The 13526-nt window shown below is 63.6% G+C and carries 24 protein-coding genes; all 24 read right to left on the minus strand.

From position 1 onward, the window contains the following. Nucleotides 1-71 precede the first annotated feature (71 nt). The 24 genes from AXW67_RS38210 to tuf all read right to left on the minus strand — a co-directional run bounded on the left by AXW67_RS38210 (nucleotide 72) and on the right by tuf (nucleotide 13501). A complete protein-coding gene (locus AXW67_RS38210) occupies nucleotides 72-929 on the minus strand; it encodes an adenylate kinase (RefSeq protein WP_063682059.1) in 858 nt (285 codons plus the stop codon). 278 nt (nucleotides 930-1207) lie between these two features. Then, nucleotides 1208-2542, minus strand: coding sequence for a preprotein translocase subunit SecY (secY, locus tag AXW67_RS38215; protein WP_027554164.1), 1335 nt, complete (start codon nucleotides 2540-2542; stop codon nucleotides 1208-1210). A gap of 149 nt (nucleotides 2543-2691) precedes the next feature. Continuing rightward, complete coding sequence (gene rplO, locus AXW67_RS38220; protein WP_063682060.1) at nucleotides 2692-3177, minus strand: 50S ribosomal protein L15; 486 nt, start codon at nucleotides 3175-3177, stop codon at nucleotides 2692-2694. A gap of 16 nt (nucleotides 3178-3193) precedes the next feature. Continuing rightward, nucleotides 3194-3388, minus strand: a complete 195-nt coding sequence (gene rpmD / locus AXW67_RS38225) for a 50S ribosomal protein L30 (protein WP_063682061.1) — start codon at nucleotides 3386-3388, stop codon at nucleotides 3194-3196. Nucleotides 3389-3413: 25 nt separating this feature from the next. After that, nucleotides 3414-3989 carry a 30S ribosomal protein S5 gene (gene rpsE, locus AXW67_RS38230; protein WP_027554161.1) on the minus strand — a complete coding sequence of 192 codons (576 nt, stop codon included), beginning with the start codon at nucleotides 3987-3989 and terminating at the stop codon, nucleotides 3414-3416. Nucleotides 3990-4036: 47 nt separating this feature from the next. Then, nucleotides 4037-4399, minus strand: a complete 363-nt coding sequence (gene rplR / locus AXW67_RS38235) for a 50S ribosomal protein L18 (protein WP_027554160.1) — start codon at nucleotides 4397-4399, stop codon at nucleotides 4037-4039. 11 nt (nucleotides 4400-4410) lie between these two features. After that, on the minus strand, nucleotides 4411-4944 hold the full coding sequence (gene rplF / locus AXW67_RS38240) for a 50S ribosomal protein L6 (RefSeq protein ID WP_027554159.1): 534 nt from the start codon (nucleotides 4942-4944) through the stop codon (nucleotides 4411-4413). A 16-nt stretch (nucleotides 4945-4960) separates the two neighbouring features. Then, the gene (gene rpsH / locus AXW67_RS38245; RefSeq protein ID WP_027554158.1) at nucleotides 4961-5359 is read right to left on the minus strand and encodes a 30S ribosomal protein S8; all 399 of its coding nucleotides are present in this window, start codon (nucleotides 5357-5359) and stop codon (nucleotides 4961-4963) included. Nucleotides 5360-5373: 14 nt separating this feature from the next. Continuing rightward, the gene (gene rpsN, locus AXW67_RS38250; RefSeq protein ID WP_018322268.1) at nucleotides 5374-5679 is read right to left on the minus strand and encodes a 30S ribosomal protein S14; all 306 of its coding nucleotides are present in this window, start codon (nucleotides 5677-5679) and stop codon (nucleotides 5374-5376) included. Nucleotides 5680-5725: 46 nt separating this feature from the next. Next, nucleotides 5726-6283, minus strand: coding sequence for a 50S ribosomal protein L5 (rplE, locus tag AXW67_RS38255; RefSeq protein ID WP_063682062.1), 558 nt, complete (start codon nucleotides 6281-6283; stop codon nucleotides 5726-5728). Then, nucleotides 6276-6590: a 50S ribosomal protein L24 gene (gene rplX / locus AXW67_RS38260; protein WP_011088142.1), complete on the minus strand. Its 315-nt coding sequence runs from the start codon at nucleotides 6588-6590 to the stop codon at nucleotides 6276-6278. The genes rplE and rplX overlap by 8 nt, the downstream gene beginning before the upstream one ends. Next, nucleotides 6590-6958, minus strand: a complete 369-nt coding sequence (gene rplN / locus AXW67_RS38265) for a 50S ribosomal protein L14 (RefSeq protein ID WP_008549246.1) — start codon at nucleotides 6956-6958, stop codon at nucleotides 6590-6592. The genes rplX and rplN overlap by 1 nt, the downstream gene beginning before the upstream one ends. Nucleotides 6959-7041: 83 nt before the next feature. Next, nucleotides 7042-7290, minus strand: coding sequence for a 30S ribosomal protein S17 (gene rpsQ, locus AXW67_RS38270; RefSeq protein WP_018647248.1), 249 nt, complete (start codon nucleotides 7288-7290; stop codon nucleotides 7042-7044). Nucleotides 7291-7303: 13 nt separating this feature from the next. Continuing rightward, complete coding sequence (rpmC, locus tag AXW67_RS38275; RefSeq protein WP_027520957.1) at nucleotides 7304-7510, minus strand: 50S ribosomal protein L29; 207 nt, start codon at nucleotides 7508-7510, stop codon at nucleotides 7304-7306. A gap of 5 nt (nucleotides 7511-7515) precedes the next feature. After that, nucleotides 7516-7929: a 50S ribosomal protein L16 gene (gene rplP, locus AXW67_RS38280; RefSeq protein ID WP_027554156.1), complete on the minus strand. Its 414-nt coding sequence runs from the start codon at nucleotides 7927-7929 to the stop codon at nucleotides 7516-7518. A gap of 30 nt (nucleotides 7930-7959) precedes the next feature. After that, nucleotides 7960-8679, minus strand: coding sequence for a 30S ribosomal protein S3 (gene rpsC / locus AXW67_RS38285; RefSeq protein ID WP_027554155.1), 720 nt, complete (start codon nucleotides 8677-8679; stop codon nucleotides 7960-7962). 18 nt (nucleotides 8680-8697) lie between these two features. Beyond that, complete coding sequence (gene rplV / locus AXW67_RS38290) at nucleotides 8698-9084, minus strand: 50S ribosomal protein L22 (RefSeq protein WP_008549264.1); 387 nt, start codon at nucleotides 9082-9084, stop codon at nucleotides 8698-8700. A gap of 10 nt (nucleotides 9085-9094) precedes the next feature. Further along, nucleotides 9095-9373 carry a 30S ribosomal protein S19 gene (gene rpsS, locus AXW67_RS38295; RefSeq protein ID WP_008136357.1) on the minus strand — a complete coding sequence of 93 codons (279 nt, stop codon included), beginning with the start codon at nucleotides 9371-9373 and terminating at the stop codon, nucleotides 9095-9097. A 12-nt stretch (nucleotides 9374-9385) separates the two neighbouring features. Continuing rightward, nucleotides 9386-10219 carry a 50S ribosomal protein L2 gene (rplB, locus tag AXW67_RS38300; protein ID WP_063682063.1) on the minus strand — a complete coding sequence of 278 codons (834 nt, stop codon included), beginning with the start codon at nucleotides 10217-10219 and terminating at the stop codon, nucleotides 9386-9388. Nucleotides 10220-10231: 12 nt separating this feature from the next. Further along, a complete protein-coding gene (locus AXW67_RS38305) occupies nucleotides 10232-10534 on the minus strand; it encodes a 50S ribosomal protein L23 (protein WP_008136362.1) in 303 nt (100 codons plus the stop codon). Then, nucleotides 10531-11151, minus strand: a complete 621-nt coding sequence (gene rplD, locus AXW67_RS38310) for a 50S ribosomal protein L4 (RefSeq protein WP_018647243.1) — start codon at nucleotides 11149-11151, stop codon at nucleotides 10531-10533. The genes AXW67_RS38305 and rplD overlap by 4 nt, the downstream gene beginning before the upstream one ends. 1 nt (nucleotide 11152) lies before the next feature. Then, nucleotides 11153-11866 (minus strand): 50S ribosomal protein L3, encoded by a 714-nt coding sequence (rplC, locus tag AXW67_RS38315; RefSeq protein ID WP_027554153.1) that lies wholly within the window; start codon nucleotides 11864-11866, stop codon nucleotides 11153-11155. A gap of 51 nt (nucleotides 11867-11917) precedes the next feature. Then, nucleotides 11918-12226 carry a 30S ribosomal protein S10 gene (rpsJ, locus tag AXW67_RS38320; RefSeq protein ID WP_002712302.1) on the minus strand — a complete coding sequence of 103 codons (309 nt, stop codon included), beginning with the start codon at nucleotides 12224-12226 and terminating at the stop codon, nucleotides 11918-11920. An 84-nt stretch (nucleotides 12227-12310) separates the two neighbouring features. Continuing rightward, on the minus strand, nucleotides 12311-13501 hold the full coding sequence (gene tuf, locus AXW67_RS38325; RefSeq protein WP_027554152.1) for an elongation factor Tu: 1191 nt from the start codon (nucleotides 13499-13501) through the stop codon (nucleotides 12311-12313). Nucleotides 13502-13526 lie beyond the last annotated feature (25 nt).

Genomic DNA, 13526 nt, shown 5'->3' on the forward strand with positions numbered 1-13526 from the left:
GCATCGTCTGAAACTATCCGACTTGGATGCGGGGCTTATTAAGGGATTCAGGGGGCTTTCGTCAACCGCTGCTAGCGTTTAGCTCGCTTTTTCGTGACCTTTTTTGCGCTCTTCTTCGGGCCCTTTTTGGCGGCCTTTTTGACCATTTTCTTGACCGCCTTCTTCAGGGCCTTCTTGGTGGTCTTCGGGGCGCCCTTGGCAGCCTTTTTGGAGGCTTTTGCAGCCTTTTTGGCCGTTTTTGCCGGTTTCTTGGCCACCTTGGCGGCCTTTTTAGCCCCCTTCTTGGCGGCGCCCTTCACCGTGCTCTTGGTCGTCCCCTTGGCGTGCGTCTTGGGCTCGACCGCCCCGAGGGCCAGCAGGAGGCGGTGAATCGCACGGGTGACTTCATCGATGGCCATCATGCCATCGATGGTCGAGAGCTTGCGCCGCTCGGAATAGTAGTGAATCAGGGGTTCCGTCAGGCTGCGGTAGCTGGCCAGCCGCTTGGTCAGGACCTCTGGGGTGTCGTCGACCCGGACCTCCTCCCCGCGCTCCCGCATCTGCGCCACGCGCGTCTCGACGCGGCTCAGAAGCGCGCTCTCGTTGACGCGGAGCTCGATCACGGCATCGAGCTTCATGTGCTTGTGCTTGAGGAGCTCGTCGAGCGCCTCGGCCTGCGGCACGGTGCGCGGGAAGCCGTCCAGGATGAAACCGGCCTTGGCATCCGGCTGGTCGATCCGGTCAGAGATGATTCCGACCACGACGTCGTCGGGCACGAGGCCGCCACCAGCCATGATCTCCTTGGCCTTCAGCCCGACCGGCGTACCGGCCGCAACCGCAGCGCGAAGCATCTCGCCGGTCGAGAGCTGGACGATGCCGTAGCGCTGCACCAGCAGTTGCGCCTGGGTCCCCTTGCCCGACCCCGGCGGTCCCAGAAGTATAATTCTCATCGGCGTACGCCCCCCGGATTGGTGAGCGATACGTCGCGCACCAGTGTTTGAAGATCAAGAAATAGTGCAAACCACAATCAGCGCCGCACCGCCACCCATATCATAGGGGAGCGGGTGCCCAGAGGCCAAGAAGCCCTGTGAAATCAGCGATTGCGTGGTGGTGAGAGCGGCTCTGCCGATGCAGTCGCGCGGCTCGGCGCGGACCTTGTGGCCGCTGCGCGCTACGTGCGCGCAGCGAATCGGTGGCAGCGATCGGCGGTCTGACCGGCCGCCGCGCGTCAGCGACGGCGACCGCCGCGCAGCTTCGACTTCCGGATCAGCCCCTCATACTGATGGGCGAGCAGATAGCCCTGCACCTGCGCGACCGTATCCATGGTGACGCTCACCACGATCAGCAGCGACGTGCCGCCGAAGTAGAACGGCACCGAGGCGTAGGAGATCAGGATCTCTGGGATCAAACAGACGATCGCGAGATAGATCGCGCCGATCACGGTGATGCGCGACAGCACGTAGTCGATGTATTCCGCGGTGCGCTCGCCGGGGCGGATGCCCGGAATGAAGCCGCCATGCTTCTTCAGATTGTCCGCGGTCTCGGTCGGGTTGAACACGATCGCGGTGTAGAAGAACGCGAAGAACACGATCAGCGCGAGATAGAGGATCAGGAACAGCGGACGGCCGTGGCCGAGCTGGGTCGTGATCCACTGGAACCACTCCGGCCCCTTGCCGGCGTTGAAGTTCGCGACCGTCGTCGGCAGCAGCAGCAGCGACGACGCGAAGATCGGCGGGATCACGCCCGAGGTGTTGAGCTTCAGCGGCAGATGCGAGGACTGGCCCTCGAACATCTTGTTGCCGACCTGGCGCTTCGGATACTGGATCAAGAGGCGGCGCTGGGCACGCTCCATGAACACGATGAAGGCGATCACGGCGACCGCCATCACGATCACGACCAGGATCAGGCCGGTGGACATCGCGCCCTGACGACCGAGCTCGAGCATGTTGGCGAGCGCCGCGGGCAGCTCAGCGACGATGCCGGACAGGATGATCAGCGAGATGCCGTTGCCGATGCCGCGCGAGGTGATCTGCTCGCCCAGCCACATCAGGAACATGGTGCCGCCGGTCAGCGTGATCGCCGTGGAGAGACGGAAGAACATGCCGGGGTCGCTGACGACGTTGCCGGCGCCCTCGAGACCCACCGCGATACCGTAGGACTGGAACGCTGCCAGGATCACGGTCAGATAGCGCGTGTACTGGTTCAGCGTCTTGCGGCCCGCCTCGCCTTCCTTCTTCAGCGCCTCGAGCTGCGGCGAAACGGTGGTGAGAAGCTGGATGATGATCGAGGCCGAAATGTACGGCATGATGTTCAGCGCGAAGATCGCCATGCGGTGGATGCCGCCGCCGGCGAACATGTTGAACATGCCGAGGATGCCGCCTGCCTGCGAGCGGAACACCTGCTCCCAGATGTTGGGATCGATACCAGGCAGCGGGATGTACGTCCCCAGCCGATAAACGAGCAGCGCACCCAGGGTAAACCAGATGCGCTTCTTCAGCTCGTCGGCCTTGGCAAACGCGCCGAAATTGAGATTGGCTGCCAGTTGTTCCGCTGCTGAGACCATCTTGGACTTTCTCCCGCCGCCTTTTGCGCCGTTATGCCCGCGGCCGGGCTACTTTAGCGGACGCCGGACATTATCTGGTGCTCGGCTTCGATAAGTCCAACGTCCAGCATGCGTAAAGGCCCGCGAGGCGCGGGCCAATGACGCAGTTGTTACGCCGCCTCGCCTTCTTCCTTGGCGGGCGCGAGGATCTTCACCGAGCCGCCGGCCTTCTCGACCGCCGCGATCGCGGACTTCGAGGCGCCATGCACTTCGATGTTGAGCTTGGCCTTGAGCTCGCCGCGGCCGAGCAGCCGCAGACCGGCCTTGGCGCGGCGCAGCACGCCGGCCTTCACCAGCGCCTCGACGTTCACGACGCTGCCGGCGTCGATCTTCTTGGCATCGACCGCTTCCTGGAGCCGGTCGAGATTGATCTCGACGAACTCGACGCGGAAGATGTTGTTGAAGCCGCGCTTGGGCAGACGGCGATGCATCGGCATCTGGCCGCCTTCGAAACCCTTGATGCGCACGCCCGAACGCGCGGTCTGGCCCTTGCCGCCGCGGCCGGACTGCTTGCCCTTGCCCGAACCAATGCCGCGGCCGACGCGCATGCGCTTCTTGCGCGAGCCGGCGTTGTCGGCGATATCGCTGAGCTTCATCGCCCTTCTCCTTGTCTTACTTCTCGTCGACGATGCGGACGAGATGGTGAACCTTCTCGATCATGCCGCGGACCGCCGGGGTATCCGGCAGCTCGCTGACGCGGCCGATCTTGTTGAGCTTGAGTCCGATCAACGTCGAACGCTGCGAGTGATGGCGGCGGATCGCGCTGCCGGTCTGCTCGAGCTTGATCGTCTTTGCGGCCTTGGCCATGGGAGTCTACTCCGAAAAGCTTCCGTTAGTCGGCAGCCGCCTCGGCATCGCCGCCGATGCGACGGGCCTGCAGGGTGGATACCTTGATGTTGCGGCGGGCTGCGACCGAACGCGGCGAATCCTGGTGCTTGAGCGCGTCGAAGGTCGCGCGCACCATGTTATACGGGTTCGACGAGCCGATCGACTTCGCCACCACGTCTTGGACGCCGAGCGTCTCGAACACGGCGCGCATGGGACCGCCGGCGATGATGCCGGTACCGGCCGGAGCGGCGCGCAGGTACACACGGCCCGCGCCGTGACGGCCGGCGATGTCGTGATGGAGGGTGCGGCCCTCGCGCAGCGACACACGGGTCAGGTTGCGCTTGGCGGCTTCCGTCGCTTTGCGGATCGCCTCAGGCACTTCGCGCGCCTTGCCGTGACCGAAGCCGGCGCGGCCCTTCTGGTCGCCGATCACGACCAGCGCGGCGAAACCGAAGCGCTTGCCGCCCTTGACGACCTTGGCCACGCGGTTGATGTGGACGAGCTTGTCGACGAACTCGCTGTCGCGCTCCTCGCGCTCCCTGCGTTCACGTCCGCCGCGGTGTTCGCGTTCACCTGCCATGGTTTTTCCAATCCTTCAGAGGCTTACGCCTCAATCCTCAAATTCTGTTAGAAGCTCAGCCCGCTCTCACGCGCCGCGTCGGCAAGAGCCTTGACGCGCCCATGATAGAGATAGCTGCCGCGATCGAACACGACTTCCTTGACGCCCTTCTCCGCGGCACGCTGGGCCAGCAGCTTGCCGACCGCCTTCGCAGCATCGATGTCGGCGCCGGTCTTGCCGCCGTCGCGCATCGACTTCTCGAGCGAGGAGGCAGAGGCCAGCGTCTCGCCCTTCAGGTCGTCGATGACCTGGGCGTAGATGTGCTTGGACGAACGGAACACCGACAGGCGCGGACGGCCACCACCGGAGCGGCGCAGCTTCAGCCGCACACTCCGCTTGCGCCGGGCATTCGTAACCTTGGCTTTCGACATGACCGGCTCCGTTACTTCTTCTTGCCTTCCTTGCGGAAGATGAATTCGCCAACATACTTCACGCCCTTGCCCTTGTAGGGCTCCGGCGGACGATAGGCGCGGATCTCAGCGGCCACCTGGCCGACGCGCTGGACGTCGCTGCCGGTCACCGTGATCTCGGTCGGCTTCGGCACGGTGATCGTGATCCCTTCCGGGATCTGATAGATCACGTCGTGGCTGTAGCCGAGCGCGAGCTGCAGGTTCTTGCCTTGCATCGCGGCGCGGTAGCCGACGCCGGTGATTTCGAGCTTCTTCTCGAAGCCCTTGGTGACGCCTTCGACGAGGTTCGCGACCTGGGCGCGTGCGGTGCCGTAGAGCGCCCGCGCGCGATTGGTCTCGAGCCGCGGCTTGACCTTGACCTGGCCGTTCTCGAGCTTCACCTCGACGTCGTCATGGACGACGAACTGAAGCTGGCCCTTCGGCCCCTTCATCTTGACGGTCTGCCCATCGACGGTCGCGGTAACGCCCGACGGCACCGCCACAGGCCTTTTGCCAACACGTGACATGGATCAAAAATCCTTCTCAGAACACCGTGAAGAGGACTTCACCGCCCACATTCGCGTCGCGTGCGCTGTGGTCGGCCATGATCCCCTTCGGCGTCGACAACACCGAAATGCCGAGCCCGTTGTTGACCCGCGGCAGGTTCTTCACCGAGGCGTAGACTCTGCGCCCGGGCTTGGAGACACGTTCGATCTCGCGGATGACGGGCTCGCCGTCGAAATACTTCAGCTCGATCTCGATCTCGCTGCGGCCCGAGGAATGCTCGAGCGTGGCGTAGCCGCGGATGTAGCCCTCGGTCTTCAACACCTCGAGCACGTTCTCGCGCATCTTGGAGCCGGGCGTGGAGACCTTGGTCTTGGAGCGCATCTGCGCGTTGCGGATGCGGGTGATGAGATCGCTGATTGGATCGTGCGTAGACATCTAAACGACCCTCCTTACCAGCTCGACTTCACGAGGCCCGGGACCATGCCCTTGGAGCCAAGTTCGCGCAGCGCGATACGGGACAGCTTGTTCTTGCGGTAGTTCGAGCGCGGACGGCCCGACAGCTCGCAACGCAGACGGATGCGGGTCGCCGACGAGTTGCGCGGCATTTCCGCCAGCTTCAACGTCGCAGCGAAGCGCTCCTCCATCGGCAGCTTCTTGTCGGCGATGATCGCCTTCAACCGCTCGCGCTTGGCGGCGGCGTTCTTCACCATCCGCTTGCGCCGGTTGTTCTTCTCGACTGAACTCTTCTTTGCCATGCTTGGCTCCTGGGTATCCGCGTTTGAGAGGCTTTAGGTCAGCGTCTCACTGCCGGAACGGGAAATTGAAAGCGGTCAACAAGGCCCTCGCCTCTTCGTCGGTCTTGGCCGTGGTGCAGACGGTGATGTCCATACCGCGGGCTTCCGTGACCTTGTCGAAGTCGATCTCGGGGAAAATGATGTGCTCCTTGATGCCGAGCGAGTAGTTGCCGCGGCCGTCAAAGCTCTTCGGGTTCAAGCCGCGGAAGTCGCGGACGCGCGGCAGCGCGACCGTCACCAGGCGATCGATGAACTCGTACATACGGGCCTTGCGCAGCGTGACCTTGCAGCCGATCGGCTGATTCTCACGCAGCTTGAAGGTCGCGATCGCGATACGCGAATAGGTCACGATCGCCTTCTGGCCGGCGATCTGGGTCAGTTCGGCGGCGGCGTTCTCGGCTTTCTTGCGGTCGTTGACGGAATCGCCAACGCCCATGTTCAGCACGACCTTGTCCAGGCGCGGAACCTGCATGACGTTCTCGTAACCGAACTTCTCGGTCAGCGCGCCGCGAATCTTCGCGTCATATTCCGCGCGCAGGCGCGGCACGTAAACGGTCTCAGCCATCGATCTCAGCTCCCGAGCTCTTGGCGATGCGAACCTTCTTGCCGTCCGCCAGAATCTTGAATCCGACGCGCGTCGGCTTTCCGTCCTTGCCGACATACGCGATGTTGGACAGTTGGATCGGCGCCTCTTTCGAGATGATGCCGCCCTCCTGGGCCTGCGTCTGCTTCTGGTGACGCTTGACCATGTTGATGCCGCGCACGAGCGCGGTGCCGGCGTCGGGACGCACCTCGAACACCTCGCCGGTGCGACCCTTGTCGCGACCGGTCAGCACGACGACCTTGTCGCCCTTGCGGATCTTCGCAGCCATCACAGCACCTCCGGCGCGAGCGAAATGATCTTCATGTGGTTCTTGGCGCGCAGCTCGCGCGGCACGGGCCCGAAGATACGGGTGCCGACCGGCTCGGCCTGGTTGTTGATCAGGACGGCGGCGTTGCGGTCGAAGCGGATGACCGAACCGTCGGCGCGGCGGATGTCCTTGCGGACACGCACCACGACGGCCTTCATCACGTCGCCCTTCTTCACCTTGCCGCGCGGAATCGCTTCCTTGATCGACACGACGATGATGTCGCCGATGGTGGCGTAGCGGCGCTTGGAGCCTCCGAGCACCTTGATACACATGACACGGCGTGCGCCAGAATTGTCGGCCACGTCGAGGTTGGTCTGCATCTGAATCATTGATGCACCTCGTCCTCTTTCTCTTCGCGCAGACGCGCTGCGCTCAACATTTCCCTGAAGTCAGTCGGCTAAGTGCCGGCAGCTCAGGCGCTTTTCTTGTGCTCGCCCCGGATCACGACCCAGCGCTTCAACTTCGAAATCGGCTTCGATTCCTCGATCCACACCACGTCGCCCGGCTTGAACTCGTTGCTCTCGTCGTGCGCGTGATAGTTCTTCGAACGGCGGATCGTCTTCTTGTAGATCGGGTGCGTGAAGCGGCGATCGACGCGCACCACGATGGTCTTCGCTTGCTTGTCGCTGACGACCACGCCCTGCAGAGTACGTTTCGGCATCTTCGTAAGCCTCTTACTTCTTCTTCGCGCGCTGCTGCGCGGCGACGGTCTTGATCCGGGCGATGTCACGGCGAGCCTCGCGCAGGCGCGAGGTGTTCTCGAGCTGCCCGGTGGCGCGCTGGAAGCGCAGGTTGAAGCGCTCCTTCTTCAGGTTCAGGACGGCGTCATCCTGCTGGTCGGGGCTCATCGCGCGGATGTCTTCGATCTTCATCTGGGCCATGGCCATTACTCCGCAATGCGCTCGACGAAGCGCGTCTTGATCGGCAGCTTGGCGGCCGCCAGGGTCAGCGCCTCACGTGCCGTCTGGGTGTTGACGCCGTCGATCTCGAACAGCACCCGGCCCGGCTTCACGCGAACGACCCACAATTCCGGCGAACCCTTGCCGGAGCCCATGCGGACTTCGGCCGGCTTCTTCGACACCGGAACGTCGGGGAACACGCGGATCCAGACGCGGCCGGCGCGCTTCATGTGGCGGGTCAGCGCGCGGCGGGCGGCTTCGATCTGGCGCGCGGTGACGCGCTCCGGCTCGGTCGCCTTCAGGCCGAACTGGCCGAACGCCAACGTCGCGCCCGAAGACGCGACGCCGTGGATGCGGCCCTTATGCGCCTTCCGGAACTTCGTTTTCTTAGGTTGCATCATGGCTTTAAGCCCTCAAATTCCTGTGCTGGCTCAGGCCGCGGCCGCGTCGCGGCGCTGACGGCCACCACCGCTACCACCACCCTCGCCTTCGGCCATTCTCTTGTCCTGGGCCATCGGATCGTGCTCGAGGATCTCACCCTTGAAGATCCAGACCTTGACGCCGCAGGTGCCGAAGGTCGTGAACGCGGTCGCAACGCCGTAGTCGATGTCGGCGCGCAGCGTGTGCAGCGGCACGCGACCTTCGCGGTACCACTCCATGCGCGCGATTTCCGCACCGCCCAGACGGCCCGAGCAGTTGATGCGGATGCCTTCCGCGCCGAGACGCATCGCCGACTGCACGGCGCGCTTCATGGCACGGCGGAACGCCACACGGCGCTCGAGCTGCTGCGCGATCGACTCCGCCACCAGCGTCGCATCGAGCTCCGGCTTGCGGATCTCGACGATGTTGATGACGACGTCGGACGAGGTGATGTCCGCCACCTTCTTGCGCAGCTTGTCGATGTCGGCACCCTTCTTGCCGATCACCACGCCCGGACGGGCCGAGTGGATGGTGACGCGGCACTTCTTGTGCGGACGCTCGATCACGATGCGGGCGACAGCCGCCTGCTTGAGCTCCTTGTGCAGGATCTCGCGGATCTTGACGTCCTCGTGCAGCAGCTTGCCGTATTCCTGCTTGCCGGCGAACCAGCGGGAATCCCAGGTCCGGTTGATGCCGAGACGCAGACCGATCGGATTGATCTTTTGACCCATCGTTTTCTCCTGCGTCCCTTAGGCGGCCGCTTCGGCTTCGACCTGACGAACGATGATCGTCAGCTGCGAAAATGGTTTGTAGACACGACCCGAACGGCCACGGCCGCGGGCAGCGAAACGCTTCATCACGAGGCCGTTGCCGACGAAGGCCTGCGCCACGACGAGATCGTCGACGTCGAGGTCGTGGTTGTTCTCGGCGTTGGCGATAGCCGATTCCAGGCACTTCTTCACGTCGACCGCGATCCGCTTGCGCGAGAACTGCAGGTCGGCGAGCGCAGCAGACGCCTTCCGGCCGCGAATGAGCTGGGCGACCAGGTTGAGCTTCTGCGGGCTCACCCGCAGCATCCGGGCGACCGCCTTGGCCTCGTTGTCGGCGAGGCTCCGTTCGCGCTTAGGTTTGCTCATCGTTTAATCCTCAAGCCTTCTTGGCTTTCTTGTCGCCGGAGTGGCCATGGAAGGTCCGGGTCGGCGAGAACTCGCCGAACTTGTGGCCGACCATTTCCTCGTTGACCGCGACCGGCACGTGCTTCTGGCCGTTGTAGACGCCGAAGGTCAGGCCGACGAACTGCGGCAGGATGGTCGAGCGACGGCTCCAGATCTTGATGACGTCGTGACGGCCGGACGCGCGCGCGGCATCTGCCTTCTTGAGCAGAGAACCCTCGACGAACGGGCCTTTCCAGACTGAACGAACCATGTCCGGCGTTCCTTACTTCTTCCGCTTGTGGCGGCTTAGGAGAATGAATTTGTTGGTCGACTTGTTGGTGCGGGTCTTCTTGCCCTTGGTCGGCTTGCCCCACGGAGTGACCGGGTGGCGACCGCCCGAGGTACGACCTTCACCACCGCCGTGCGGATGGTCGATCGGGTTCATCGCGACACCGCGGTTGTGCGGGCGACGGCCCATCCAACGCTTGCGACCGGCCTTGCCGATCGAGGTGTTCATGTGATCCGGGTTCGACACCGCGCCGATCGTGCCGCGGCAGCGGCCGTGCACCAGGCGCTGCTCGCCCGAGTTCAGACGGATGATCACGTAGTCCTGGTCGCGACCGACGAGCTGGGCGTAGGTGCCGGCGGAACGGGCGAGCTGACCACCCTTGCCGATCTTGGTCTCGATGTTGTGGATGATCGTGCCGACCGGCATGTTGCCCAGCGGCATGACGTTGCCCGGCTTCACGTCGACATAGTTGCCGGCGACGATGGTGTCACCCACAGCCAGGCGCTGCGGCGCCAGGATGTAGGCCTGCTCACCGTCCTGATACTTGATCAGCGCGATGAAGCCGGTGCGGTTCGGATCGTACTCGAGCCGCTCGACGGTGGCGGGAACGTCCACCTTCTCGCGCTTGAAGTCGACGGTGCGCAGCGTCTGCTTGTGGCCGCCGCCGCGGAAGCGCACGGTGATGCGACCGGTGTTGTTGCGGCCGCCCGAGGATTTCTTGCCCTGGGTGAGCGCCTTGACCGGCTTGCCCTTGTAGAGGGCCGAACGATCGACCATGACCAGCTGCCGCTGGCCCGGCGTCGTGGGATTGAATGTCTTCAGTGCCATCGTCGTACGACCTTACAGACCGGTGGTGACGTCGATCCGGTGGCCCTCTTCGAGGGTCACGATCGCGCGCTTGCTGTTCGACTGCGAACCGAGATTGCCGCGGAAGACCTTGGTCTTGCCCTTGCGGACCAGCGTGTTGACGCTCTTGACCTTGACGTCGAACAGCTTCTCGATCGCTTCCTTGATCTGCGGCTTGGTCGCTTTCGCGGCCACCTTGAACAGGACCTTGTTGTGCTCCGAGGCAATCGTCGCCTTTTCGGTGACGACCGGCGACAGGATCACGTCGTAGTGGCGAGGCTCGATGTTCTTCGTCATTTGAAGCGCGCCTCCAGCGCATCGATGGCGGCCTTGGTCAGAACGAGCTTCTGACGGCGCAGGATGTCATAGACGTTGATGCCCTGGATCGGCAGCACGTCCATGTTCGGGATGTTGCGGGCCGCAGCGGCAAAGCCGTTATTGAGCTCGGCGCCGTCGATGATCAGCGCGTTGGTGAGCCCCAGGCCCGAGAAATGACCGAGCAGCGCCTTGGTCTTGGCGGCTTCCAACGCGGCCTTCTCGATCACGACGAGATCGCCGTCCTTGGCCTTGGCCGAGAGCGCATGCTTGAGAGCAAGCGCGCGGACCTTCTTCGGCAGGTCGGTGGCGTGCGAACGCACCACCGGACCGAAGGCACGGCCACCGCCACGGAACTGCGGCACGCGAGCCGAGCCGTGACGAGCACCGCCGGTGCCCTTCTGCTTGTACATCTTTTTGCCGGTGCGCCAGATCTCGGCGCGGCCCTTGGCCTTGTGCGTACCGGCCTGGCGCTTGTTGAGCTGCCACTGCACACAACGTGCAATGATGTCTTCGCGCGGCTCGAGACCGAAAATGGCGTCGGAGAGCTGGACGGAGCCGGCTTCCTTACCTTCGAGGGTGGTGACCTTCAATTCCATCTCACGCCTCCTGCGCAGCCGGGGCGGCTTCCGCGTCGCCAGCAACCTTGAACTTGCCGGGCTTCGGAGCTTCCTTAGGCAGCGGCTTCTTGACGGCGTCGCGCACGCGGATCCAGCCGCCCTTGGAGCCGGGAACGGCGCCTTCGACGAGGATCAGGCCGCGCTCGACATCGAGCTGAACGACGCGGAGGTTGAGCGTGGTGATGCGGTCGACACCCATGTGGCCGGGCATCTTCTTGTTTTTCCAGGTCTTGCCGGGATCCTGACGACCACCGGTCGAACCGATCGAGCGGTGCGAGATCGACACACCGTGGGTGGCGCGCAGACCGCCGAAGTTCCAGCGCTTCATACCGCCGGCGAAGCCCTTACCGACCGAGGTGCCGGTGACGTCGACGAACTGGCCGACGACGAAGTGATCGGCCTGGATCTCGGCGCCGACCGGAATCATGGCGTCCGCGGTGACGCGGAACTCCTCAACCCGCCGCTTCGGCTCGACCTTGGCGACCGCGAACTGGCCGCGCTCTGCCTTGGGCATGTAAACGGTCTTGCGGGCACCAGAACCAAGCTGGAGCGCGACGTAACCGTTCTTCTCTTCGGTGCGGTGGCCTACGACCTGGCAATTGCCGAGCTTCAGCACGGTCACGGGGATATGTTCGCCGGCCTCCGTGAAGACCCGCGTCATCCCGACCTTTTGTGCGATCACTCCGGAGCGCATCGGCTTGCTTCCTGTTCTTTCTGTCCGCTTGCGCGAACGGGATCCAAAATCTTAGAGCTTGATCTCGACGTCGACACCGGCGGCCAGGTCGAGCTTCATCAAAGCATCGACGGTCTGCGGGGTCGGATCGACGATGTCGAGCAGACGCTTGTGAGTGCGCATCTCGAACTGTTCGCGGCTCTTCTTGTCGACGTGGGGCGAACGGTTGACGGTGAACTTCTCGATGCGGGTGGGCAGCGGAATGGGTCCGCGGACCTGCGCGCCGGTGCGCTTCGCCGTGTTCACGATCTCGCGGGTCGACGTATCGAGAATACGATGGTCGAACGCTTTGAGACGGATACGAATGTTTTGGCCGTTCATTGCCGTGGTCTTTCTTTGAGCAGAGTGGCGAGCAGCGAATAGCGAATGTTTCCACTCGCTACTCGCCAATCCTTATTCGCGTAATTACTCGATGATCGAGGCGACGACGCCGGCGCCGACGGTGCGACCGCCTTCGCGGATCGCGAAGCGGAGCTTCTCTTCCATCGCGATCGGCACGATCAGGTGCACTTCCATCGCGATGTTGTCGCCCGGCATCACCATCTCGGTGCCTTCCGGCAGATGCACGACACCGGTCACGTCGGTGGTGCGGAAGTAGAACTGCGGACGGTAGTTGGTGAAGAACGGGGTGTGGCGACCGCCCTCTTCCTTGGTGAGGATGTAAGCCTCAGCCTTGAACTTGGTGTGCGGCTTGACCGAACCCGGCTTGCAGAGCACCTGGCCGCGCTCGACTTCCTCGCGCTTGGTGCCGCGGAGCAGAGCGCCGATGTTGTCGCCGGCCTGGCCCTGATCGAGCAGCTTGCGGAACATTTCGACGCCGGTGACCGTGGTCTTCTGGGTCGCACGCAGACCGACGATCTCGATTTCCTCGCCGACCTTGATCACGCCACGCTCGACACGGCCGGTCACGACGGTGCCGCGGCCCGAGATCGAGAACACGTCTTCGACCGGCATCAGGAACGGCTGATCGATCGGACGCTCCGGCTGCGGGATGTACGAGTCGACGTTCTTCATCAGCTCGATGATGGCATCGTGGCCGAGCTTCTTGTCGGAGTCTTCGAGAGCGGCCAGCGCCGAACCCTTGATGATCGGAATCTTGTCGCCCGGGAATTCGTACTTCGAGAGCAGCTCGCGGACTTCGAGCTCGACGAGCTCGAGCAGCTCCGGATCGTCGACCATGTCGCACTTGTTGAGGAACACGACGAGCGCGGGCACGCCGACCTGGCGGGCGAGCAGGATGTGCTCGCGGGTCTGCGGCATCGGGCCGTCAGCGGCCGACACGACCAGGATCGCACCGTCCATCTGGGCGGCGCCGGTGATCATGTTCTTCACGTAGTCGGCGTGGCCGGGGCAGTCGACGTGGGCGTAGTGGCGGTTCGGCGTCTCGTACTCGACGTGCGCGGTCGAGATGGTGATGCCGCGCGCCTTCTCTTCCGGCGCCTTGTCGATCTGGTCGTACGCGGTGAACGTCGCACCGCCGGCTTCGGCGAGAACCTTGGTGATCGCCGCGGTCAGCGACGTCTTGCCATGGTCGACGTGACCGATGGTGCCGATGTTGCAGTGCGGCTTGTTACGTTCAAACTTTGCTTTGGCCATTTGACTCTCCGTTCAATCGTCAGCT

This window comes from Bradyrhizobium neotropicale (assembly GCF_001641695.1).
In the GTDB taxonomy this organism is placed as follows: Bacteria; Pseudomonadota; Alphaproteobacteria; order Rhizobiales; family Xanthobacteraceae; genus Bradyrhizobium; species Bradyrhizobium neotropicale.

Excerpts from the sequence above, each read along its gene's own strand:
- rpmC (WP_027520957.1), bottom strand. The coding sequence starts at position 7,510 with ATGGCCCAGATGAAGATCGAAGACATCCGCGCGATGAGCCCCGACCAG.
- rplV (WP_008549264.1), bottom strand. The coding sequence starts at position 9,084 with ATGAGCAAACCTAAGCGCGAACGGAGCCTCGCCGACAACGAGGCCAAG.
- rpmD (WP_063682061.1), bottom strand. The coding sequence starts at position 3,388 with ATGGCCAAGGCCGCAAAGACGATCAAGCTCGAGCAGACCGGCAGCGCG.
- rplR (WP_027554160.1), bottom strand. The coding sequence starts at position 4,399 with ATGTCGAAAGCCAAGGTTACGAATGCCCGGCGCAAGCGGAGTGTGCGG.
- rpsH (WP_027554158.1), bottom strand. The coding sequence starts at position 5,359 with ATGTCTACGCACGATCCAATCAGCGATCTCATCACCCGCATCCGCAAC.
- rpsS (WP_008136357.1), bottom strand. The coding sequence starts at position 9,373 with ATGGTTCGTTCAGTCTGGAAAGGCCCGTTCGTCGAGGGTTCTCTGCTC.
- rplP (WP_027554156.1), bottom strand. The coding sequence starts at position 7,929 with ATGATGCAACCTAAGAAAACGAAGTTCCGGAAGGCGCATAAGGGCCGC.
- rpsN (WP_018322268.1), bottom strand. The coding sequence starts at position 5,679 with ATGGCAAAGAAGAGTTCAGTCGAGAAGAACAACCGGCGCAAGCGGATG.
- rplF (WP_027554159.1), bottom strand. The coding sequence starts at position 4,944 with ATGTCACGTGTTGGCAAAAGGCCTGTGGCGGTGCCGTCGGGCGTTACC.
- rpsQ (WP_018647248.1), bottom strand. The coding sequence starts at position 7,290 with ATGCCGAAACGTACTCTGCAGGGCGTGGTCGTCAGCGACAAGCAAGCG.
- rplX (WP_011088142.1), bottom strand. The coding sequence starts at position 6,590 with ATGGCTGCGAAGATCCGCAAGGGCGACAAGGTCGTCGTGCTGACCGGT.
- rplE (WP_063682062.1), bottom strand. The coding sequence starts at position 6,283 with ATGGCTGAGACCGTTTACGTGCCGCGCCTGCGCGCGGAATATGACGCG.
- AXW67_RS38305 (WP_008136362.1), bottom strand. The coding sequence starts at position 10,534 with ATGACGAAGAACATCGAGCCTCGCCACTACGACGTGATCCTGTCGCCG.
- tuf (WP_027554152.1), bottom strand. The coding sequence starts at position 13,501 with ATGGCCAAAGCAAAGTTTGAACGTAACAAGCCGCACTGCAACATCGGC.
- secY (WP_027554164.1), bottom strand. The coding sequence starts at position 2,542 with ATGGTCTCAGCAGCGGAACAACTGGCAGCCAATCTCAATTTCGGCGCG.
- rplN (WP_008549246.1), bottom strand. The coding sequence starts at position 6,958 with ATGATTCAGATGCAGACCAACCTCGACGTGGCCGACAATTCTGGCGCA.
- rpsC (WP_027554155.1), bottom strand. The coding sequence starts at position 8,679 with ATGGGTCAAAAGATCAATCCGATCGGTCTGCGTCTCGGCATCAACCGG.
- rpsJ (WP_002712302.1), bottom strand. The coding sequence starts at position 12,226 with ATGAACGGCCAAAACATTCGTATCCGTCTCAAAGCGTTCGACCATCGT.
- rplD (WP_018647243.1), bottom strand. The coding sequence starts at position 11,151 with ATGGAATTGAAGGTCACCACCCTCGAAGGTAAGGAAGCCGGCTCCGTC.
- AXW67_RS38210 (WP_063682059.1), bottom strand. The coding sequence starts at position 929 with ATGAGAATTATACTTCTGGGACCGCCGGGGTCGGGCAAGGGGACCCAG.
- rplB (WP_063682063.1), bottom strand. The coding sequence starts at position 10,219 with ATGGCACTGAAGACATTCAATCCCACGACGCCGGGCCAGCGGCAGCTG.
- rplO (WP_063682060.1), bottom strand. The coding sequence starts at position 3,177 with ATGAAGCTCAGCGATATCGCCGACAACGCCGGCTCGCGCAAGAAGCGC.
- rpsE (WP_027554161.1), bottom strand. The coding sequence starts at position 3,989 with ATGGCAGGTGAACGCGAACACCGCGGCGGACGTGAACGCAGGGAGCGC.
- rplC (WP_027554153.1), bottom strand. The coding sequence starts at position 11,866 with ATGCGCTCCGGAGTGATCGCACAAAAGGTCGGGATGACGCGGGTCTTC.